Annotated in this window: 21 protein-coding genes; 14 read left to right on the forward strand and 7 right to left on the reverse strand. The window is 69.4% G+C overall.

What is annotated here, in order from left to right:
• From mmsA to E2F48_RS06025, 5 genes are all read right to left on the reverse strand, one after another.
• Complete coding sequence (mmsA, locus tag E2F48_RS06005) at positions 1 to 1,539, reverse strand: multiple monosaccharide ABC transporter ATP-binding protein (RefSeq protein ID WP_133403091.1); 1,539 nt, start codon at positions 1,537 to 1,539, stop codon at positions 1 to 3.
• A gap of 128 nt (positions 1,540 to 1,667) precedes the next feature.
• Complete coding sequence (locus tag E2F48_RS06010) at positions 1,668 to 2,891, reverse strand: ROK family transcriptional regulator (protein ID WP_133403092.1); 1,224 nt, start codon at positions 2,889 to 2,891, stop codon at positions 1,668 to 1,670.
• A 32-nt stretch (positions 2,892 to 2,923) separates the two neighbouring features.
• Complete coding sequence (locus E2F48_RS06015) at positions 2,924 to 3,445, reverse strand: gamma carbonic anhydrase family protein (RefSeq protein WP_133403093.1); 522 nt, start codon at positions 3,443 to 3,445, stop codon at positions 2,924 to 2,926.
• Positions 3,446 to 3,495: 50 nt separating this feature from the next.
• Positions 3,496 to 4,353 (reverse strand): formyltetrahydrofolate deformylase, encoded by an 858-nt coding sequence (gene purU / locus E2F48_RS06020; protein ID WP_133403094.1) that lies wholly within the window; start codon positions 4,351 to 4,353, stop codon positions 3,496 to 3,498.
• Between the two features lie 41 nt (positions 4,354 to 4,394).
• A complete protein-coding gene (locus E2F48_RS06025; protein ID WP_246018541.1) occupies positions 4,395 to 5,486 on the reverse strand; it encodes an NAD(P)-binding domain-containing protein in 1,092 nt (363 codons plus the stop codon).
• A gap of 125 nt (positions 5,487 to 5,611) precedes the next feature.
• On the opposite strand from E2F48_RS06025, the gene E2F48_RS17280 reads away from it, so the two are divergent.
• From E2F48_RS17280 to E2F48_RS06065, 9 genes are all read left to right on the forward strand, one after another.
• A complete protein-coding gene (locus E2F48_RS17280; RefSeq protein ID WP_165968703.1) occupies positions 5,612 to 5,779 on the forward strand; it encodes a hypothetical protein in 168 nt (55 codons plus the stop codon).
• 227 nt (positions 5,780 to 6,006) lie between these two features.
• Positions 6,007 to 7,296, forward strand: a complete 1,290-nt coding sequence (gene glyA / locus E2F48_RS06030; RefSeq protein ID WP_133403096.1) for a serine hydroxymethyltransferase — start codon at positions 6,007 to 6,009, stop codon at positions 7,294 to 7,296.
• Positions 7,297 to 7,450: 154 nt separating this feature from the next.
• Positions 7,451 to 8,338, forward strand: coding sequence for a bifunctional methylenetetrahydrofolate dehydrogenase/methenyltetrahydrofolate cyclohydrolase (locus E2F48_RS06035; RefSeq protein ID WP_133403097.1), 888 nt, complete (start codon positions 7,451 to 7,453; stop codon positions 8,336 to 8,338).
• 159 nt (positions 8,339 to 8,497) lie between these two features.
• Complete coding sequence (locus E2F48_RS06040; protein ID WP_133403098.1) at positions 8,498 to 9,439, forward strand: ABC transporter ATP-binding protein; 942 nt, start codon at positions 8,498 to 8,500, stop codon at positions 9,437 to 9,439.
• Positions 9,432 to 10,310, forward strand: a complete 879-nt coding sequence (locus tag E2F48_RS06045) for an ABC transporter permease (protein ID WP_246018542.1) — start codon at positions 9,432 to 9,434, stop codon at positions 10,308 to 10,310. The genes E2F48_RS06040 and E2F48_RS06045 overlap by 8 nt, the downstream gene beginning before the upstream one ends.
• On the forward strand, positions 10,307 to 11,140 hold the full coding sequence (locus E2F48_RS06050; RefSeq protein WP_133403099.1) for an ABC transporter permease: 834 nt from the start codon (positions 10,307 to 10,309) through the stop codon (positions 11,138 to 11,140). Before E2F48_RS06045 ends, E2F48_RS06050 begins: the two co-directional genes overlap by 4 nt.
• An 86-nt stretch (positions 11,141 to 11,226) precedes the next feature.
• Positions 11,227 to 11,682 (forward strand): LpqB family beta-propeller domain-containing protein, encoded by a 456-nt coding sequence (locus E2F48_RS06055; RefSeq protein WP_133403100.1) that lies wholly within the window; start codon positions 11,227 to 11,229, stop codon positions 11,680 to 11,682.
• Complete coding sequence (locus E2F48_RS06060; RefSeq protein ID WP_246018543.1) at positions 11,679 to 13,313, forward strand: DUF5671 domain-containing protein; 1,635 nt, start codon at positions 11,679 to 11,681, stop codon at positions 13,311 to 13,313. The genes E2F48_RS06055 and E2F48_RS06060 overlap by 4 nt, the downstream gene beginning before the upstream one ends.
• Before the next feature lie 63 nt (positions 13,314 to 13,376).
• The gene (locus E2F48_RS06065) at positions 13,377 to 13,733 is read left to right on the forward strand and encodes a VOC family protein (protein WP_133403101.1); all 357 of its coding nucleotides are present in this window, start codon (positions 13,377 to 13,379) and stop codon (positions 13,731 to 13,733) included.
• Positions 13,734 to 13,754: 21 nt separating this feature from the next.
• Here the strand turns inward: E2F48_RS06065 and E2F48_RS06070 are convergent, their stop codons facing one another.
• Positions 13,755 to 14,489: a class F sortase gene (locus E2F48_RS06070; RefSeq protein WP_133403102.1), complete on the reverse strand. Its 735-nt coding sequence runs from the start codon at positions 14,487 to 14,489 to the stop codon at positions 13,755 to 13,757.
• Between the two features lie 14 nt (positions 14,490 to 14,503).
• On the reverse strand, positions 14,504 to 15,283 hold the full coding sequence (locus tag E2F48_RS06075; RefSeq protein ID WP_133403103.1) for a CHRD domain-containing protein: 780 nt from the start codon (positions 15,281 to 15,283) through the stop codon (positions 14,504 to 14,506).
• Positions 15,284 to 15,488: 205 nt separating this feature from the next.
• Here E2F48_RS06075 and E2F48_RS06080 point away from each other — a divergent pair, with 205 nt between their 5' ends.
• The 5 genes from E2F48_RS06080 (at position 15,489) to E2F48_RS06100 (ending at position 19,570) form a co-directional block, all read left to right on the forward strand.
• Positions 15,489 to 15,980, forward strand: coding sequence for a hypothetical protein (locus tag E2F48_RS06080; protein ID WP_133403104.1), 492 nt, complete (start codon positions 15,489 to 15,491; stop codon positions 15,978 to 15,980).
• Between the two features lie 92 nt (positions 15,981 to 16,072).
• Positions 16,073 to 16,873 (forward strand): exodeoxyribonuclease III, encoded by an 801-nt coding sequence (locus E2F48_RS06085; protein ID WP_133403402.1) that lies wholly within the window; start codon positions 16,073 to 16,075, stop codon positions 16,871 to 16,873.
• 17 nt (positions 16,874 to 16,890) lie between these two features.
• Positions 16,891 to 17,931: a tryptophan--tRNA ligase gene (gene trpS / locus E2F48_RS06090; RefSeq protein ID WP_133403105.1), complete on the forward strand. Its 1,041-nt coding sequence runs from the start codon at positions 16,891 to 16,893 to the stop codon at positions 17,929 to 17,931.
• A 15-nt stretch (positions 17,932 to 17,946) separates the two neighbouring features.
• Positions 17,947 to 18,528 carry a 2'-5' RNA ligase family protein gene (locus tag E2F48_RS06095; protein WP_185149796.1) on the forward strand — a complete coding sequence of 194 codons (582 nt, stop codon included), beginning with the start codon at positions 17,947 to 17,949 and terminating at the stop codon, positions 18,526 to 18,528.
• Positions 18,494 to 19,570 carry a YihY/virulence factor BrkB family protein gene (locus tag E2F48_RS06100; RefSeq protein ID WP_133403107.1) on the forward strand — a complete coding sequence of 359 codons (1,077 nt, stop codon included), beginning with the start codon at positions 18,494 to 18,496 and terminating at the stop codon, positions 19,568 to 19,570. Before E2F48_RS06095 ends, E2F48_RS06100 begins: the two co-directional genes overlap by 35 nt.
• Positions 19,571 to 19,701 lie beyond the last annotated feature (131 nt).

The raw sequence follows: 19,701 nt of genomic DNA on the forward strand, positions 1-19,701 counted from the left end.
TCAGGCAGCTTTTTTGCTGGCGGTCATCAGTTTCATGAGGGATTCCTGGCTTGCGTCCTCCCGGGCGATCTCACCGGTAATGGCACCCTCAAAGATTGTGTAGATACGGTCGGACAGCCCGAGCAGTTCGGGAAGCTCGGACGAGATGACGATGACTCCCTTGCCCTGCGAGGCGAGGCGCTGGATAATCCCGTAGATCTCGAACTTGGCGCCGACGTCGATCCCGCGGGTGGGCTCATCGAGGATCAGCAGCTCGGGGTCGGTGAACATCCACTTCGACAGGACCACCTTCTGCTGGTTCCCGCCCGAAAGCTTCGCGACACCCTCGTTGACGCTGGGCGTCTTGGTGCGCAGCGATTTTCGGTACTCCTCCGCGATCCTGTACTCCTCGTCCTTGTCGACGACGAGGTTGCGGGTGATCTTCTTCAGGTTCGCCGAGACGGTGGTCGACTTGATGTCGTCGAGCAGGTTCAGGCCGAGGGACTTGCGGTCCTCGGTGACGTACGCCAGGCCGGCCTCGATGGCCTGGGGCACGGACTTCAGCGTCACCTCCTTGCCGTTGATGAAGATCTGGCCGGACTTGAAGTTGCCGTAGGAGCGGCCGAAGACGGAGCGCGCCAGTTCGGTGCGTCCGGCGCCCATGAGGCCGGCGAATCCGACGATCTCACCGCGGCGCACGTAGAAGTTTGAGCCCTTGGCGACGAGCCGGTCCGGGACCGAGGGGTGGCCGACGGTCCAGTCGCGCACCTCGAAGAACACCTCGCCCAGCTTCGGGGTGTGGTCTGGGAAGCGGGATTCGAGGGAACGGCCGACCATGCCGCGGATGATCCGGTCCTCATCGACGCCGTCCTCCTTCACGTGGAGGGTTTCGATCGATTTGCCGTCGCGGATGATCGTGATCGAGTCGGCGATCTGCTCGATCTCGTTGAGCTTGTGGGAGATCATGATGCACGAGATGCCCTTGGAGCGGAGCCCGGACATGAGGTCCAGAAGGTGCTGGGAGTCGGTCTCGTTCAGGGCGGCGGTGGGCTCGTCGAGGATGAGCAGCTTGACCGACTTGCTGAGCGCCTTGGCGATCTCGACGAGCTGCTGCTTGCCGACGCCGATGTCCTTGATCTTGGTGGTGGGGTCCTCGGAGAGCCCCACCCGGGCCATCAGTTCGAGGGTTTCACGGTTGACCTTGTCCCAGTCGATGACCCCGAAGCGGGTCGGCTCGTTGCCCAGGAAGATGTTCTCGGCGATGGAGAGCTCGGGAATGAGGGCCAGTTCCTGGTGGATGATGACGATGCCGGCGGCCTCGCTGGAGCGGATGTCCTTGAACTGGACCTCCTCGCCCTGGAAGATGATCGATCCCGAGTAATCGCCGTAGGGGTAGAGGCCGGAGAGGACCTTCATCAGGGTGGACTTACCGGCGCCGTTCTCACCGCAGATCGCGTGGATCTCCCCGGCCCGGACAGTGATCGATACATCGGAGAGGGCCTTGACGCCAGGGAATTCCTTGGTGATCGATCGCATCTCAAGGATTGTGTGGTTCTCCATTGAAGCCTCCCGGCAATGACGGCGTTGTCTCGGTGCAGGCCCCCGAAGCGACCCAAAAGAATTGAACCCTGCCCCCCCGCTTGCCGTCAAGTCTTGAACGCAAGACGCGGAGTTTTAACTCCGAACAGTTACGAAGGGACCAGCGGGAGGGCCGCGCGGGCCGGCTGGGACAGGACGACGGCAGCGCCCCCGAGTGCCTCCGCCCGGTCACCGAGTGCGGACATATGAACACTCGTCGTCTCACCCACGATGGGGACCGAATGACGCAGGAGGCCGCGGCGGATGGGATTCAGCAGGATGTCTCCGAGCCCCGTCAGGGGCCCGCCCATCACCACCACCTCGGGATTGATCAGGTTCGCCACGTGGGCCACGGCCCGCCCGATGGCCAGTCCGGCGTCGTCAATCACCCGCAGTGCCGCGGTGTCGCCGCCCAGGGCCAGTTCGACGATGCCCTGGGTGTCCACCGGCTGGCCGGATCCGCGGTTGAGAAGCTCGATCATTGTGGAGGTCGAGGCGACGGTTTCGAGGCAGCCGCGGTTGCCGCACCGGCACACCAGCCCGTGCTCGCTGATCGTCGTGTGCCCGAGCTCCCCGGTGATCCCCACATTGCCGTAGAAGAGCGCGCCGTTGAGGATCAGGCCCGCCCCGATGCCGGAGCCGACCTTCATGAACATGAGGTTCTCCACCCGGCTGTGCTGGCCCCAGGTGATCTGGGCCAGGGCGCCGAGATTGGCGTCATTCTCGATGTAGACAGGCATGCCGAGCCGGGCCCCGAAGGTCTCCCGGATGTTGATCCCGACCCACTCGGGCAGGATCGCACCCTGGACCACCGTGCCGGTGCGCCGGTCGATCGGGCCGGGGATGCCGATGCCGGCGCCGAGCACCGCCGACCGGGAGATGCCGGCCTGACTCAGCACCGTGTCGAGCAGGTCAGCAGCGACCCGAAGGCCCTCCGCCGCGCTGTGCCCGAGGGGCAGGGCCGCGGCCTCCTCACGCAGGATGCGGTAGTCGAGGCCCGCGAGCACCACCCGCACGTGGCGGCGGCCGATGTCGATTCCGGCGGCGACCGATCCGTTGTCGTTGAGGATGACGGACAGGGCCCGCCGCCCCGAACTCGTGGTGGGGACGGTGGTGACGATCCCGCTCCCGGCCATCACCTTGACGATGTTCGAAACCGTGGCGGTCGAGAGCCCGGTCTGGCGGGCGAGTTCTGCCTGCGTCTGGGGCCCGCCGTTGACCAGGGCCCGGATGATGCGCTGCTGGTTCTGCTCCCGGAGTGCGGACTGGGATCCCGGCCGTGGAAGCAGTGCGCCGGGATGGATCCTCGTCGTCGAGGCGGGTTCTGCGCGCATGTATCCAAGGGTGCCTCAGCGCCCGTTTGTAGTCAAGAAGTTAACGCAGCTTGGTGTTGCCGCGCCAGCCCGCGGTAGCTTCGGGCGTTGTCTCGGATTCCGGCCACCTCCTCCTCGGAGAGCGGCCGGCGGACCTTCCCGGGAACGCCGGCCACGAGTGAGCGGGGTGGAACGACCGTTCCCTCGAGGACGACGGCGCCGGCGGCCACCAGGGACTCCGCGCCGATGACCGCCCCGTTGAGCACCGTGGCGTTCATGCCGATCAGGCAGTCGTTTTCGATCGTGCAGCCGTGGACCACCGCGCCGTGTCCGACGCTGACCCCGCTGCCGATGGTCGTGGGGAAGCCCGGATCGGCATGGACCACCACGTTGTCCTGGAGGTTGCTCCCCTCGCCCACCCGGATGGGTGCCGTATCGGCGCGCACGCTGACCCCGTAGAAGGCGCTGGCCGACTCACCGAGCACCACATCGCCGATGATTGATGCGGTGGGGGCCGTGAAGGCCGTGCCGGCGATGCTCGGGCTGGTTCCGTTGATGCTGATGAGGTGGGCCATACGGCCAGCATAGGGGCAGGATGCGGGGCGTGGGCCCGGGCGCGGGCGGCCTAGTTGAACACGATGGTCCGGTGCCCGTCGAGCAGGACCCGGTGTTCGGCGTGCCACTGCACGGCCTGCACCAGGGCGCGGCCCTCGAGTTCCCGGCCGATGGCTACGAACTGTTCGACGCTGCGGGCGTGGTCGACCCGGATCACTTCCTGTTCGATGATCGGGCCCTCGTCGAGCGCCCCGGTGACGTAGTGCGCCGTGGCGCCGATGAGCTTCACGCCGCGGGCGTGCGCCTGGTGGTAGGGACGCGCCCCCTTGAAGGAGGGCAGGAAGGAGTGGTGGATGTTGATGGCGCGCCCGCGCAGGTCCGTGCAGAGGCCGTCGCTGAGGATCTGCATGTACCTCGCGAGCACCACGAGGTCGATTCGGTGTTCGGTGATGAGCGCGCGCAGCTGCTCCTCGGCATCCTCCTTCGTGTCCGGGGTCACCGGGATGTGGTGGAAGGGGATCCCGTAAAACGCTGCGAGGTCCGCAAGGTCGGGATGGTTCGAGACGATCACCGGAACCTCGATGGGCAGCGTGCCGGAGCGGTGCTGGAACAGCAGGTCGTTGAGGCAGTGGGCGGCCTTCGAGACCAGGATCAGCGTCCGGGTGGGCGTGCCGTCGACGTTGAGTTCCCAGTCCATGCCGAAGGAGCGGGCGACCGGCTCCAGCTGCCGGCGCAGTTCGGCCTCACCGGCCTCCGTGGCCAGGGCCACGCGCATGAAGAAGGTTCCCGTGTCCGGGCTCCCGTACTGCTGGGACTCGGTGATGTTCGCGCCGGCGGCGACGAGGGCCCCGGAGACTCCGTGGACGATGCCCGGCCGGTCCGGGCAGGAGAGCGTGAGGGAATAGGAACTCGATGCTGGTGCGGTCACGGTCCAAGGCTACCGGGGTCCAAGGCTACCGGGTTCCCGGGCTACCGGGCAGGCACCGGTTTCCGGGAGCCCAGCACCCTGAGCGCGGCCAGGGCGGCGGCGCGGCCTGCGCGGGTGGCCCCCACCGTGGAGGCGGAAGCGCCGTAGCCGACCATCAGGAGGCGCTCCTCGCGCATCACCCGGACGCCGTCCATGCGGATCCCCCCGCCCGGCTCGCGCAGGTGCAGCGGGGCCAGATGGTCGATCGAGGCCCGGAAGCCGGTGGCCCAGAGCACGACGTCGACGGGTTCGTAGGTGCCGTCCTCAAGTTCGACGCCGTGTTCGGTGAGCCGCCGCATCGGCCCGCGCGAGATGAGGGTTCCCGCCTCGATGCCGGCCGCGTACTGCGCCGTGAGGGAGATGCCCGTGGTGCCCACGACACTCTTCGGGGGAAGCCCGGCGCGGGTGCGGGCGTTCACCGCGGCCTCGATCTCACGTCCCCACTCCGGGGTGAAGTCGCGGTCGAGCCATTCCACGGGCCGGCGGGTGCTCCAGATCGTGCCCGCCCCGGCGTCAGCGAGCTGGAGCAGGAACTGGGCGGCAGAGGTTCCGCCGCCGACCACGAGGACCCGCTTGCCGGTGAAGTCGGAGGCGGCCCGGAACCCGTGGGTGTGAAGCTGCTGACCGCGAAAGGTGTCCCGCCCCGGATAGTAGGGCAGGTAGGGGCTATCCCAGGTGCCCGTGGCGTTGATGACGGCACGCGCCCGCCAGGAGATGTCCCCGCGGCCGGTGACCTCAAGGCGCTCTCCGCCGTCGACCCGGTCGACGCGGGTCACGTGCGCCGGGCGCAGCACCGGCAGTCCGAACTCGGCCTCATAGGCGCGGTAGTAGCGGGTCACGACGGCCGAGGACGGCTCCTTCGGATCGGGGGTTTCGAAGGGGAGGCCCGGCAGCGGATGGAGTCCGTGGGCGGCGTCGAACGTCAGCGACGGCCAGCGGTGGCGCCAGGCGCCTCCGGGGCCCTCGTTCGCATCGAGCATCACGAAGCCGCTGCCCGGCTCGATCCCGCGCCTGCGCAGGTAATAACCACTGCTCAGGCCGGCCTGGCCGGCCCCGATGACGACGATATCCGTCTCGCGCACTTCGTTGTCCACTATCCCGCCCTGTTCCACCGGCGTCGCCGCCGGCATCCATCGGCCCGGCGGAGACCGGGCATATGAACGGTGCAACCGGCCCGTTTCAACCGGTATTCCGGTGCCGGCCCCAAATGGAGCCCTCCATGAGAAGCATCACAGTGCCGGGCAGGCCTCCCCGGCGCGGGGTCGGAAACGGTGCCACGAATGGCGGCGGCGCCGACGCCGGGACCGCGGCCGGCACCGCGGCCGGGACCGTAAAGGTGCGGCGGGACCACCGGCCGGGGTGGCACCGGCCGGAGCGCTGCGGCTAGGATGGGTGGCGCCGCGACTGGCGTAGGGTGGGCAACCACCGGGAAGCGGCACGCACTGCGGGGAGCCGGGCGAGGGCCCGAAAGACCCCGCGGGGCACTGTGCCAACCACGGATCGCACGCCTGGGCCGGGGGTTACCTCCGCCGCTGCGCGCCGCCCCGAGTGGGCTGCACCACAGTGCTGCGGGTAGCCTGAGCTGTAAAGCACCCCACCACCGAAGGACCTTCCGTGACCACTTCGCCCCTGACCGATTCCGTCACCAACGCCCCGCTGGCTGAGATCGACCCTGAGATCGCTGCGGTCCTGCGCGATGAGCTGGGCCGCCAGCGGGACACCCTCGAGATGATCGCCTCCGAGAACTTCGCCCCCCGCGCGGTGCTTGAGGCCCAGGGCTCGGTCCTGACCAACAAGTACGCCGAGGGATACCCGGGGCGCCGCTACTACGGCGGCTGCGAGCACGTCGACGTCGCCGAAAACCTCGCCATCTCCCGCGTCAAGGAGCTGTTCGGCGCCGAGTACGCCAACGTGCAGCCCCACTCGGGCGCACAGGCCAACGCCGCCGCCCTCGCCGCCATGATCAAGCCGGGCGACAAGATCATGGGCCTCTCACTGGCCCACGGCGGGCACCTCACCCACGGCATGAAGCTGAACTTTTCCGGCAAGCTCTACGAGGTCGCCGCCTACGGTGTCGAGGAAGACACCCACCGGCTCGACATGGACCGGGTCCGCGCCCAGGCGCTCGCCGAGAAGCCCGACGTCCTCATCGCCGGCTGGTCCGCGTACCCGCGCCACCTCGACTTCGAGGCGTTCCGCTCCATCGCCGACGAGACCGGTGCGCTGCTGTGGACCGATATGGCCCACTTCGCCGGACTCGTGGCCGCGGGCCTGCACCCCAGCCCGGTGCAGGCCTCCGACGTGGTGACCTCGACCGTCCACAAGACCCTCGCCGGCCCGCGCTCCGGGGTCATCCTGGCCAAGCAGGACTGGGCCAAGAAGCTCAACTCGAGCGTCTTCCCCGGCCAGCAGGGCGGGCCGCTGATGCACGTCATCGCCGCCAAGGCCACAGCCTTCAAGATCGCAGGATCCGCCGAGTTCAAGGAACGCCAGGAGCGGGTCCTTGAGGGCGCCCGGATCATCGCCGAGCGCCTCACCGGCGCCGACGTCACCGAGCACGGCGTCTCCGTCCTGACCGGCGGCACCGACGTGCACCTGGTGCTGGTCGACCTGCGCAACTCGAGCCTCGACGGACAGCAGGCGGAGGACCTCCTCCATTCGGTCGGCATCACCGTCAACCGCAACGCCGTCCCCTTCGACCCCCGGCCTCCCATGGTCACCTCCGGGCTGCGCATCGGCACCCCGGCGCTGGCCACGCGCGGGTTCGGTGCCGCCGAGTTCACCGAGGTCGCCGAAATCATCGCCGCCGCACTTAAGCCGTCCCCCGACGTCGCCGCCCTGCGGGCTCGGGTGTCGGCGCTCGCCGCCAACTTCCCGCTGTACCCGGGCCACGAGGAGTGGTAGGAGAACTCCCCGCGGGCGCCGCCTCCTCCCGCGCGGCGGCGTCCGGGGAGTTCGACATTCCCAGCGCGGAATGCTGCTTTACCGGGTGCTGCGACCGCGGGAAGGCGTTCCTTCTTGAACTGATCGAGACCCCTGACACGACCGGAGAACGTTCATGAGCACCACCACCGCCCGCGTCCTCGACGGCAAGGCCACGGCCGCCGCGATCAAGGACGAACTCGCCGTGCGGGTCCGCGAGCTCGCCGCCCGCGGCGTGCAGCCCGGGCTCGGCACCATCCTCGTGGGGGACGACCCGGCCAGCAAATCCTATGTCGCAGGGAAGCACCGGGACTGTGCCCAGGTCGGCATCCGTTCGATCCGCCGGGACCTGCCCGAGTCCATCACGCAGGAGGAGCTCGAGGCGGTCATCGACGGGCTCAACGCCGACGACGAAACCACCGGGTACATCGTGCAGCTTCCCCTGCCGAAGCACATCGACACCAACCGGATCCTCGAGCGGATCGACCCCGACAAGGACGCCGACGGCCTGCACCCGACCAACCTGGGCCGGCTGGTGCTCAACGTGGGCGCGCCCATGGCCTCGCCCCTGCCGTGCACGCCCAACGGCATCATCGAGCTGCTGCGGCGCCACGGCATCGAGCTCGCGGGGCGCAACGTGCTGGTGGTCGGCCGCGGTGTCACGGTCGGCCGGCCCCTGGGGCTCCTCCTGACCCGCAAGGCGGTCAACGCCACGGTCACCCTCGCCCACACGGGCACTACTGACCTCGAGGACCACCTCGCGCGGGCCGACGTGGTCGTGGCCGCCGCAGGCTTCCCCGGCATGATCAAGGCGGCGCAGCTGAAACCCGGAGCCATCGTGCTCGACGTCGGGGTCACCCGGATCGAGGACCCGGAGACCGGCAAGGCGGTGCTTTCCGGCGATGTCGAGCCGGCCGCGGCCGCGGTCGCCGGGTGGCTGTCGCCCAATCCCGGCGGCGTCGGGCCCATGACCCGGGCGATGCTGCTGGCCAACGTCGTCGACGCCGCCGAGCGCCGGCTCTAAACGCAAAACGCACCCGAAAACGACAACCGCGCCGGAAAAATCCGGCGCGGTTGTCGTTTTCGGGCGTGTTCGTCGTTCACAGGTGCGCCGGCCGTCCAATCACCGCAGCGCAGCCCGGATTGGCTAGTCCCAATGACTTTTCTGGCCTAGGCTGGGCTGGTGCCTCCCAACCTCACCGCTGAGCCTGTTATTGCCGCGCGCGCCCTGAGCAAGCACTACGGCGATTTCGCCGCCGTCGACGGGATCTCCTTCGAGGTGCCGGCCGGGGAGGCCTTCGGACTGCTGGGCCCCAACGGAGCCGGCAAGTCGACGACGATGAAGATGATCGGCGGGGTCTCCCAGCGCACCTCCGGCGAGCTCTCCATTCTGGGCCTCGACCCCGAACAGCACGGCCCCGAGGTCCGTGCCCACCTTGGCGTCGTGCCGCAGCAGGACAACCTCGACGAGGAACTGCGGGTCCGCGACAACCTCCTGGTGTACGGGCGTTACTTCGGGCTGCCGATGAGCTACCTGAAGCCCAAGGCCGACGAACTCCTCGAGTTCGCGCAGCTGACCGAGAAGGCCGGCGCGAAGGTCGACTCGCTCTCAGGCGGGATGAAGCGCCGGCTGACCATCGCCCGCTCGCTGATCAACGAGCCGAAGATCCTGCTCCTGGACGAGCCGACGACGGGCCTTGATCCGCAGGCCCGCCACATCCTCTGGGACCGGCTCTTCCGCCTCAAGGAATCCGGGGTCACCCTGATCCTCACGACCCACTACATGGACGAGGCCGAGCAGCTGTGCGACCGCCTGGTGGTCGTGGATAAGGGACGGATCATGGCCGAGGGGTCGCCGGCCACCCTCATCCGGGAGCATTCGACCCGGGAGGTGCTCGAACTGCGGTTCGGCTCCGAACGCAACACCACCGTGGCGGCCGACCTCGAGGGCATCGGGGAGCGGCTTGAGACCCTGCCCGACCGGGTCCTGATCTATGCGGCCGACGGCGAGGCGGCCCTCGAGCAGGTCTCCGCCCGCGGCCTCCACCCCATCACCTCCCTGGTGCGCCGGTCTTCCCTGGAGGACGTGTTCCTGCGCCTGACCGGAAGGAGCCTCGTTGACTGAGCCGCGCACCGGTGCCCGCCCCGCGGTCCCCGCCGGCACGCCGGGGCCGGGGCTGCGCGCCCATCCACCCGCGGTCTCGGCCGCCCGGGCCCGGGCCTTCGGCTCCTGGTACTACGCCGAACATGTCCTGCGGGTAATGAACAGCTACCGGTGGACGATCCTCGCTTCGAGCGTAGGGACCCCGGTGATGTACCTCTTCGCAATGGGCGTGGGCCTGGCCAGCCTGGTGGACAGCTCCGGGGCCGGGACCTTCGGCGGCGTGAGCTACCTCGCCTTCCTCGCCCCGGCCCTCCTGGCCTCGGCCGCCCTGATGGCGGCGACGAACGAATTCACCTACCCGGTGATGGACGGCTTCAAGTGGCGCCGGGTCTACTACGGCCCGCACGCTTCGCCGCTTGGCACCCACCAGATCGTCAACGGCCACATTCTCGCCGTCACCCTGAGGCTGGCGGTGATGTCTGTCATCTACTTCGCCATCGTCGCCCTCTTCGGGGCTTCGCCGTCGCCCTGGGGCTGGGCCGCCGTGCCCGTCGCGGTGCTCAGCGGCCTGGCCTTCGGCGTGCCCCTGATGGCCTACGCGGCAAGCCTCACCGAGGACAAGGGCCAGTTCGCCCTGGTGATGCGGTTCATCGCCACCCCGCTGTTCCTGTTCTCCGGAACCTTCTTCCCGCTCGACACCCTGCCGCTGCTGCTGCGCTGGATCGGCTGGATCTCCCCGCTGTGGCACGGCACGGAGCTGGGGCGGGCCCTGACCTACGGGCACGCCATCCCGCCGGGCCTCGCCGCGGTCCACCTGATCTTCCTGATAGCCCTGACGGTGCTCGGCTGGCGCCTGGCCCAGCGGACCTTCGCCCGGAGGCTGGGCGGATGACGAACTCGCTCTCCGTCGAGGACTACCGGCTCACCGGCCGCACGCGGGCCCTGGGCGCCCTGTATTCACGCAACGCCCGCGCCGTCATCGCCCGCGGCCTGCGCGCCACGAAGAGCAGCAACTGGATGGTGATGGTCTCCGGTTTCTTCGAACCGGTGCTGTACCTGCTGTCGATGGGCGTGGGCCTCGGCGCGCTCGTGGGCACGGTGACCGGCCCCGGCGGCTCCGAGATCAGCTACGCCGCGTACATCGCCCCGGCCCTGTTGGCCGTCTCGGCGATGAACGGCGCCGTCTACGACAGCACCTGGAACGTCTTCTTCAAGATGAACTTCGCGAAGCTGTACCAGGGGATGCTCTCGACCTCGCTCGGGCCGCTGGACGTCGCCATCGGGGAAATCTTCCTGGCCCTGCTGCGCGGAGCCCTCTATGCGACGGGGTTCACGGCGGTGATGGGGGTGATGGGCCTGATCACCACGCCGTGGGCGCTGCTGATGATTCCGGCCTCGGTCCTGATCGCCTTCGGGTTCGCGGCGTTCGGCATGGCGATCACCAGCTATATGAAGACCTTCCAGCAGATGGAGTGGGTCAACTTCGTGATGCTGCCGATGTTCCTGTTCTCGGCGACCTTCTATCCGCTGAGCGTCTACCCGCAGCCCATCCAGGTGTTCATCCAGGCCCTGCCGCTCTGGCACGGAGTCGAACTCCTCCGGCAGATCAGCGCCGGGGTGTTCACGGCAGCCACCGGGGTACACGTGCTGTACTACGCCGCCATGATCGTCATCGGCGTGGTGCTCACCACCGGGCGGCTGCGGGCGCTGTTCCTGAAATAGCCGGCGCCGGCCCGCAGCAGCCGGTGCCGGCCCGCGGGTGCCCCTGGTTACGGGGCGGACCCCGCACGGTGGCGCATACTGTGCACATGAATTCCGTTCGGCGCGACCGCACCCTCCCCATCCTGCTCGCGGTGCTCGGCCTCCTCGTGGTGGTTGCCCTGGCCGTCGTGTTCTCCCGCGGGGACGTAAAACTGCTCGATGCCTCCACCCCGGGCGGCGTGGTCCAGCGCTACTCCGCGGCGGTGATCGAAGGGGATGAGGAGGCCGCGGCCGCCTACCTCGCGGAGCAGTCCGAGCCCTGCGACGAGTTCCACACCCCCACCGGCGACAACCTTCGAATCAGCCTCGTGGCGACCCGGGAGCGGGAGAACACCGCGGACGTCGAGGTGTCGATCGTGACCTTCGACGCGGGCGGCCCGTTCGGCTCCTCGGAATACGAATCCCGGGATGAGTTCGGCCTCGTCCGTGTCAACGGCGGCTGGCTCATCGAGCGGGCCCCGTGGCAGCTGCGCGTGTGCGAGGCCGGTTCGGGGGTCCGGTGAGCACCGGCACACGGGCCGCCCCCGGCCGGAGCCCCGCCCAGCCGGTCCTGCGCCGGCTGATTGCTTTCACACTGCTCTTCACCCTGGTGCTTATCGCCGCCGGCGGTCTCACCGGACTGCTCGGGCGGCTCCTTAATTCCGGTGACGTGCTGGTTGCCGACGATGTCACCGGCCTGGCCCGCTCGCTGGCCTTCACCCTCGTCGGCGGGCCGCTGGCCGCCCTCCTGTGGTGGGCCGTCTGGCGGCGGGTGGAGGGCGAACGCCCCTCGACCGCCTGGGGCCTTTACGTGGCCGGGATCTACGCGGTGTCGCTGATCACCGCGGCCACTGCGCTGCTTGGCACGGCGGCGGCGCTCCTCGGCGGTGATGCGGAGCGGTGGTCGGAGGGCCTGGCGCGCGGCCTCGTCTGGACCGGGGTACTCCTGTGGCACCACTGGATGTGGCGCCACCGGACCAGGGGTCCCCTCGCTCTGAAGGATCTTCCGCTCGTTGGAGGCTATATCTTTGGACTCGTCCTGGCGGTCGGCGGGGCCTACTCGGCGCTTGCGGGCCTCCTCGACGCGGCCGTCGAGGGCTCCACCTCGCCGGGAGCCATCGGGGTGCCCTGGTGGCGCGCGTCCCTTTCGGCCCTCGTGTGGACGGCCGGGGGAGCCGGTCTGTGGCTGGCGTACTGGGTGCGCGGCGGCGGACGGCACCTGCGCACGGCGCTCTCCAACGTCGCCCTGGTGTTGTTCGGGGTGCTCGGTGCGGGCCTGCTGACCCTCGGTGGGCTGGGCACGGTGCTCTTCGTGCTGCTTCGGCTGGCCTTCGACCGGACGGATCCGCTGCCCGCGCTGCTGGATCCCCTGGCGCCGGCGCTCGCCGCGGCGGCAATCGGCGCCCCGGTATGGGTCTACCATCTGCGCGCCGCCGCCACCCGGGCCGAGGGCACCCGCCTCGCCGGCAGGCTTGTCACCTCGGGTGTTTCCCTCGCGGCTGCGGCGGCCGGCGTCGGGGTGATCGTCAATGCCCTCCTCGCAGCGCTCGCCTCGCCCGTGGTGGGCGCCGACCCCCGGACCCTGCTGCTGGGGGGAATCAGTTCGCTGGCGGTGGGCGGCCCGGTCTGGTGGTCTGCGTGGCGCCCGACGGCGGCACCCGGCGGCGGGGAACGGTCCCGGCGCAGGGTCTACCTCGTGGCGGTCTTCGGCATCAGCGCCCTGGTCGCCCTCATCACGCTGCTGGTGCTCGGATACCTGATCTTCGAGTTCCTGCTCGCCGACGTCGGCGGGGCGGCCCTGATCGAGCGCGTGCGGGCACCCCTGGGGCTGCTCCTGACGACGGGCGGCACGGCCGCCTACCACTTCAGCGTCTGGCGCCAGGACCGGGCGGCCGGAGCAACCGCGTCCGCGGACCGCGGGGCGATCGGCTCGGTGGTCCTCGTGGCCGGAGCCGGCGCTGAACCGCTTGCGGAGCTGATCGGCGGGATCACCGGCGCCGGGGTGACATTCTGGCGCCGGGCCGATCCCGCCGCGGACGCGGCGGTGCCCTCCGGCGAGGAACTCGCCCGGGCCCTCGACGGCGTGGTGGGGGAGAAGGTGCTGGTGATCGTGGGCGCGGGCCCGGGCATCGAGGTCATCCCGCTCGCCGGGTAGGGCACCGCCGGAGGTTGCCTCCAGCATCTACCGGAGGGGCGGGCCCCGACGCATACTGGGACGATGATTGGATCCTGGCAAGCAACTGTCCTTGACTGTCCCGACCCCGGGCAGCTCGCCACCTTCTACCAGAACCTGTTCGGCATGGTCCGGGTCGATGAGTCAGACGACTGGATCACCATCGGCGACGCCGCCGACCGGCCCGCGCTGGCCTTCCAGCTGGTGGAGGACTACACCCCGCCCCAGTGGCCAGGGCAGGAGGTCCCGCAGCAGATGCACCTCGATGTGCTCGTTGCGGACCTCGACGAAGCCGAGGCGCAGGTCCTCGCCGGCGGCGCCGTGAGCCTCAACGCGGGCACGGACACCTTCCGGGTCTACCTCGATCCGGCCGGCCACCCGTTCTGCCTGGTCGCCGGCTGAGGCCGGATCCGCCGGGCGGAGTCACACCACGAGTGCCGCGTACACCACGTAGTTGTCGTCGAACTCCCCGGTGGCGGGGTCGTAGCCGTCACAGGTGATGAGCCGCAGCTCCGCGCCGGGGGTGTTCCCATAGACCTTTGCGGTCGGGAAGGCCGCCTTGGCGTACGCTTCCCCGCGCAGCACCTGAAATTCGACGGTGCTTCCGTCCTCGCGCGCCACGCTGATGCGGTCGCCGGGCTTCATCGCCCGGAGGTCGGCGAAGACGCCCTTGCCGCCGTCGGTGGCGTTCACGTGGCCCAGCAGGACGGCCGGCCCCCGCTCGCCCGGGGTGGGGGACTCTGTGTACCAGCTGGCGGGGGCGCCGGGGCCGTCCGGCGGCACCTCGAGGGTCTTATCCGCGCGCAGCCCCAGCCGGAGCAGCTCCGAGGTGGCGCCGATCGAGGGGATGGAGAGGGATACCGGTGGAGAGGGGGCCAGGACCGCCGGCGCCTGCGGTGCAGGGGCCTTGGGGGAAGGTGCCCGTGCCGCAGGCGCCGGGGCCTTGGTGGGCGCCGTGGTCTCGGCCGGCGCCGGGGAGTCCGCGGTCGGCGCCGGGGAGCCGGGGGCCGCAGACGGATTGGGGGAGGATGTGCTCGTCGAGGGTGAGGACGTCCCGGGGCCGGAGGCGGCGGGGGCTCCGGCGCAGCCGCCAAGGAAGAGGAGGACGGCCGCCGCCGGGGCTGCGAAGCCCCAGCGGCGGCCGCATGTTCTGCTCATTGCGGGTCGAGGCGTTACGCGTTGTCCGCTGAGCGGCGGCGGACGGCGTAGGTGCCGCCGGCCGCTGCCGCGAGAAGCAGGCCGCCACCGAGGGCGATCATGGCGGTGTTATCGCCGGTAGCCCCCTGTTCGACGCCGGTGTCCGCACCGCCGTTAGGCATTGCCCCCATCTGGGAAGCGACGAGCGTGCCGCACAGTGCGGGCGAGGTGGCACCCAGCGGGAGGTCGGGGTTCAGGTCGCTGGGCGAGTTGAACGCCTCCTCCGAGCCGGTCGAGGTGGCGGGGTCGAGGCCATGGACCACCACGACGGCGGTTCCGGCTTCGAGAGCGGCCTTGGTGGCGTCGTCGAGCTCGATCGAACGCTGGATGGAGTAGGTTCCGCCCTGTCCGCCCAGTGCCAGGTTCAGGCCCTCGGCGGGGGTCGTGGCGCCGCTGGTGCTCAGCGTGGTCACGATGCCGCCGTAGCCCGGGGCACCTTCACTGACGCTGATGATGCCGTCGCCGTTGGCGTCGGCCTCGGGGGTGGGGCAGACGCCCTGGGCACCACCGTGGATGTGCTGGACGTGCGGGTAGGGCCCGTCCATGAAGGTCTCTGCGAGGCCGGAAACCTGAAGGTTGACCATGGCGGTGTTGCCGGTGACATCGACGGTGATGCTGCCGGTTCCCGTGGTCCCATTCAGCTGGCCAAGGGTCGATGAGTAGGAGCCGTCCGCGGCCAGGGCGGGGGATCCCGCCAGGGCGACCGCGCCGAGGGCAAGGGCTGGGGCTGCAAGGAGACGCATTTTCTGCTTCATAAGAATTTCCTCCATAAGTGCGGATGATGCAGGCCGGTAGTGGGCGCGCACACAGGAGGTTCGGGGTGAGATGGATCACGGATGGGTGGATCGGCGAAAACTTTTCCGGCCCCGGTGCGGTGAGGGCTCGCGCGCAGGCGTGCGTGGGCGTTCGCCGGTGGTGGAAGCCGTCGGGAGGGGGTTCGTTGTTTGGAAGAATGGGCCCATGCAGTCATTGGGAAGCACAGGAAAGCCCGCCCGCCGGGGTATCAGCGTCCGCATGGGGACGGTGGGCATGGCCATCATGATCGTCGTTTTCCTCGTCGCCGTGGTGTTCGCGGCCAACGAGAACGACGTCGTCGGCTGGCTCGTCGTGCTCATCTCCCTCGGCTGGCTGCTCATCTTCTCCTACGTGGTCTTCACCCTCCGCGGGGCCGCACGGAAGGCCGCTGACCGTTTCAGCGAGGCGCAGCAGGGCTTCGCCCCCGCACGGCGTACGGCCGGCCCCTCCGACGAGGCGGCCCGCGCCCGTGACCTGAAGCTCGATCACAGCTTCAAGATCGTCCAGGTCCAGGTGGGCGTCGTCCGGGAGTACCTCGGCCGCGACGAGGGCATGGTCGAGCGCGCCTTAGAGACCATCGAAATCACCTCGCACAACGCCCGGTCGATGATGAAGAACGCCGGTGAGGGGCCCGTCGAGGGCACCATCGTCGACTGAATCGGCCGCCGTTCCGATCGGGTTCTGCCAACATGATTCGCCCGGTGCTCCGGGGTAAGGTGGGTCGAGTGAGTGCCGCTTCCGATATCCCGATGAAACCCCTCCGGATTGCAACAGTAAACGTCAACGGAATCCGTGCCGCCTACAAGCGCGGCATGGACCAGTGGCTGGCCGGGCGCGATGTCGACATTCTCTGCCTGCAGGAGGTGCGCGCCCCCGACGCCGTGGTGCGCGAACTGCTCGGTGATTCCTGGCACCTGCTCCACGCCGAGGCGGAGGCCAAGGGCCGGGCAGGGGTGGCCATCGCCTCCCGCATTGAGCCCTCCGCCACCCGGTCCTCGATCGGGGAGCCCTACTTCGACACCTCTGGGCGCTGGGTCGAGGCCGACTTCAAGGTCAACGGCTCCTCCCTGACGGTGGTGAGCGCCTATGTCCACTCCGGCGACGTCGGCACTCCCAAGCAGGACGACAAGTACCGCTTCCTCGACGTCATGGAGGCCCGGCTGCCGGCGCTCGCCGCCGAGTCGGACCATGTGCTCGTTGTGGGGGACCTCAACGTGGGCCACACCGAGCGGGATATCCGCAACTGGAAGGGCAACCTGAAGAAGGCCGGCTTCCTGCCCGAGGAGCGCGCCTACTTCGACCGGTTCTTCGGAGACGGCGTCGGCTATGTCGACGTCCACCGGGCCCTCTCCGGCGACGTCGACGGCCCCTACACCTGGTGGTCCTGGCGCGGGAAGGCCTTCGACAATGACACCGGTTGGCGGATCGACTACCACCTCGCGACCCCCGGGCTCGCCGCGGCGGCGCTCGAGGCCACCGTCGACCGCGCACCGTCGTGGGACACCCGCTTTTCCGACCACGCCCCCGTGGTCGTTGACTACTCTCTCTAGACGACAGGAAGCGCGCCATGACACTCACCGCACCCACCGGCCGCCAGCGCATCCTTTCGGGGATGCAGCCCTCCGCGGGATCGCTCCACCTCGGCAACTACCTCGGTGCGCTGGTGCACTGGGTGAAGATGCAGGAGGACTACGACGCTGTGTTCTTCATCCCGGACCTGCATGCGATCACCGTGCCGCAGGACCCCGCCGAGCTCGCCGCACGGACCCGCATCACGGCAGCCCAGTACATCGCCGGCGGGGTGGACGTGGACAAGGCCACGCTCTTCGTCCAGTCCCACGTGCCCGAGCACGCCCAGCTGGCCTGGGTGCTCAACTGCATCACCGGGTTCGGTGAGGCCTCGCGGATGACCCAGTTCAAGGACAAGGCCTCCAAGCAGGGCTCCGAGCAGGCCAGCGTCGGCCTGTTCACCTACCCCATCCTGCAGGCGGCGGACATCCTGCTGTACCAGCCGGAGGGCGTCCCGGTGGGGGAGGACCAGCGCCAGCACGTCGAGCTCAGCCGTGACCTCGCGCAGCGGTTCAACGCCCGCTTCGGTGAAACGTTCGTGGTGCCCAAGCCCTTCATCCAGAAGGAATCGGCCAAGATCTATGACCTGCAGAATCCGACGGCCAAGATGTCGAAGTCGGCCTCGTCGCCGATGGGGCTGGTGAACCTGCTCGACGATCCGAAGGTCACGGCGAAGCGCATTCGATCCGCGGTCACCGACACGGGCACGTCGATCACGTTCGACCGCGAGGAAAAACCCGGGGTTTCGAACCTGCTGACCATTTACTCCGCCCTGACGGGGCGTTCCATCGCCTCGCTCGAGGCGGAGTACGAAGGCAAGATGTACGGGCACCTGAAGGTGGACCTGGCCGAGGTGGTCGCCGGGTCCCTCGGGCCCATCCAGGCGCGTGCCGCCGAGCTTCTCGACGATCCGGCCGAACTCGACCGCCTGCTCGCCAAGGGTGCGGCCAAGGCGCGGGAAACCGCCTCGGCGACGCTGGCCGACGTGTACGCGAAGGTGGGGTTTCTCCCCACTCCGGTCCCGGCCGGAGCCCGTTAAGCCATGCGGCAGCGGATGAGTGAGCTGCGCCGCGACCCGGCCGACGCCGGGCCTGGACTGCCGGAAACCACCTGCGTGGGGGTCACGCTGCCGGTACCCGAACCACTGGCAGGGGAGCTCGAACGCTGGCGGGCATCCTTCGGGGACCCGATGGCCTTCCTCGTACCCCCGCACATCACCCTCATCACCACGACGCCGGCCACCGACTGGGAGTGGACACTCGAGCATGTCCGCGCCGTGGCCGCGAAACAGGGACCCTTTACCGTGACGCTCAGCGGAACCGGCTCCTTCCGGCCGCTGTCACCGGTGGTGTTCCTCAACGTGCGGTCCGGATTCCGGGAGTGCGTCGAGCTTCACTCCCGGCTGCAGGCCGGACCCCTCGAACGCACCCTCGAGTTCCCCTTCCACCCGCACGTCACCGTCGCACACGACGTGAGCGAGGCGAGCATGGACGAGGCCGCGCAGCAACTGCGGTCCTTCGAGGCCTCCTTCGAGGTCCGTACCATGGGACTGTATGAGCATGAGCATTCTGGGCTGTGGAAACTGCGGGAAGAGCTGAGCTTTGGCGAAAACACCGAGGACCGCGAGGAGCGCTGATCCCGCCTCTCCGGCCGACCACGCCCGGCTGGTCCTGAGGATCCTCGAAGCACGCCAGAACCTCACCCGCGCCGAGCGGGACCACGCGGGCCCCGCGGCCGTCGCCACCGCCCGGCTGCGGGTGGCACTTGCCCGGCTGAGCGCCCTGCGCCCGCTGCGGGCGCTCCAGCTTTACGCGCTGCGCCGCGGAGCGCTGCTGGCCGCAGGCATCGCCTACCGCATGTTCTTCGCGATCGCTGCGATGCTCGTGGCCGGGTTCTCCATTCTCGGCCTGGTCATCGCGGGGGACACCCGGCTGCAGGAGCTGATCGTCCGCACGGTCGCGGCCACCACGCCCGGCCTCATCGACACCGGCGACGGCGGGCTCGCCACCCGGGAGGAACTGTTCTCGGGTGCGGGGTTCGGCGCCGCGCTCGTCATCTCGACGGCCGTCATGCTCCTCTCCTCGCTCGTCTGGATGGCCGGCATCCGGGCGGGCATGCGGAGCATCTTCGCCCTGGGCCCGGTGACCGAGAGTGCCCTGAAGATCATCCTCAAGGATCTCGCGGTGCTGCTCGTCCTGGCCGTCGCGCTGCTGGTGACAACGGGTGTCGGGTTTATCGCCAATACGATGCTCGACCTCGCCCTCGACCTGGTGGGACTGACCGAGGCGTCGCGTCCGCTGACCCAGCTCGCAGGCTTCGCCATCATGCTCGTCCTCGATACGGCGGTCGCCTCTCTCCTGCTCCACACCACCTCTGCGATCGACATGCCGCGGAAGGTCCTGCTGCAGGCCGCGGTCTTCGCCGGGGTGGGCAGCACGGTGCTGCGCACCGTGAGCGCGTCGCTCCTGGCAGGTCTTGCCTCGACGCCGCTGCTCGCCCCGTTCGCCGTGATCCTCGGCCTCTTCGTTTGGTTCTACGTGCTGAGCCAGGTGTACCTCCTGGCGGCGGCGTGGGGCGCCGTGGGAACGGCCGACGCCGCGGCGCTGGCCGCGCACGAACACCGGGAGAAGGCGGGGACGCTGCGGCAGCAGAGCCGGAAGGCCCGCCGCAGGCCCTGACCCGGTGGCGCCCGAAGCGGGGACGCAGCCCGGAGCGGGGACGCCCGGCCGGCAGGCGAAGGCGGGGCGCGGAAACGGCGGGGACGCGAAAAGGGCGGCCCCTGAGGGGCCGCCCTTGATCGGACGCACGG

It is taken from the genome of Arthrobacter crusticola, assembly GCF_004357995.1.
Lineage (GTDB): Bacteria > Actinomycetota > Actinomycetes > Actinomycetales > Micrococcaceae > Arthrobacter_D > Arthrobacter_D crusticola.

Coding starts and splice junctions, on each gene's coding strand:
- mmsA (WP_133403091.1), bottom strand. CDS start 1,539: ATGGAGAACCACACAATCCTTGAGATGCGATCGATCACCAAGGAATTC.
- E2F48_RS06010 (WP_133403092.1), bottom strand. CDS start 2,891: ATGCGCGCAGAACCCGCCTCGACGACGAGGATCCATCCCGGCGCACTG.
- E2F48_RS06015 (WP_133403093.1), bottom strand. CDS start 3,445: ATGGCCCACCTCATCAGCATCAACGGAACCAGCCCGAGCATCGCCGGC.
- E2F48_RS17280 (WP_165968703.1), top strand. CDS start 5,612: ATGAGAAGCATCACAGTGCCGGGCAGGCCTCCCCGGCGCGGGGTCGGA.
- E2F48_RS06035 (WP_133403097.1), top strand. CDS start 7,451: ATGAGCACCACCACCGCCCGCGTCCTCGACGGCAAGGCCACGGCCGCC.
- E2F48_RS06050 (WP_133403099.1), top strand. CDS start 10,307: ATGACGAACTCGCTCTCCGTCGAGGACTACCGGCTCACCGGCCGCACG.
- E2F48_RS06055 (WP_133403100.1), top strand. CDS start 11,227: ATGAATTCCGTTCGGCGCGACCGCACCCTCCCCATCCTGCTCGCGGTG.
- E2F48_RS06065 (WP_133403101.1), top strand. CDS start 13,377: ATGATTGGATCCTGGCAAGCAACTGTCCTTGACTGTCCCGACCCCGGG.
- E2F48_RS06070 (WP_133403102.1), bottom strand. CDS start 14,489: ATGAGCAGAACATGCGGCCGCCGCTGGGGCTTCGCAGCCCCGGCGGCG.
- E2F48_RS06075 (WP_133403103.1), bottom strand. CDS start 15,283: ATGAAGCAGAAAATGCGTCTCCTTGCAGCCCCAGCCCTTGCCCTCGGC.
- E2F48_RS06080 (WP_133403104.1), top strand. CDS start 15,489: ATGCAGTCATTGGGAAGCACAGGAAAGCCCGCCCGCCGGGGTATCAGC.
- E2F48_RS06085 (WP_133403402.1), top strand. CDS start 16,073: ATGAAACCCCTCCGGATTGCAACAGTAAACGTCAACGGAATCCGTGCC.
- trpS (WP_133403105.1), top strand. CDS start 16,891: ATGACACTCACCGCACCCACCGGCCGCCAGCGCATCCTTTCGGGGATG.
- E2F48_RS06095 (WP_185149796.1), top strand. CDS start 17,947: ATGAGTGAGCTGCGCCGCGACCCGGCCGACGCCGGGCCTGGACTGCCG.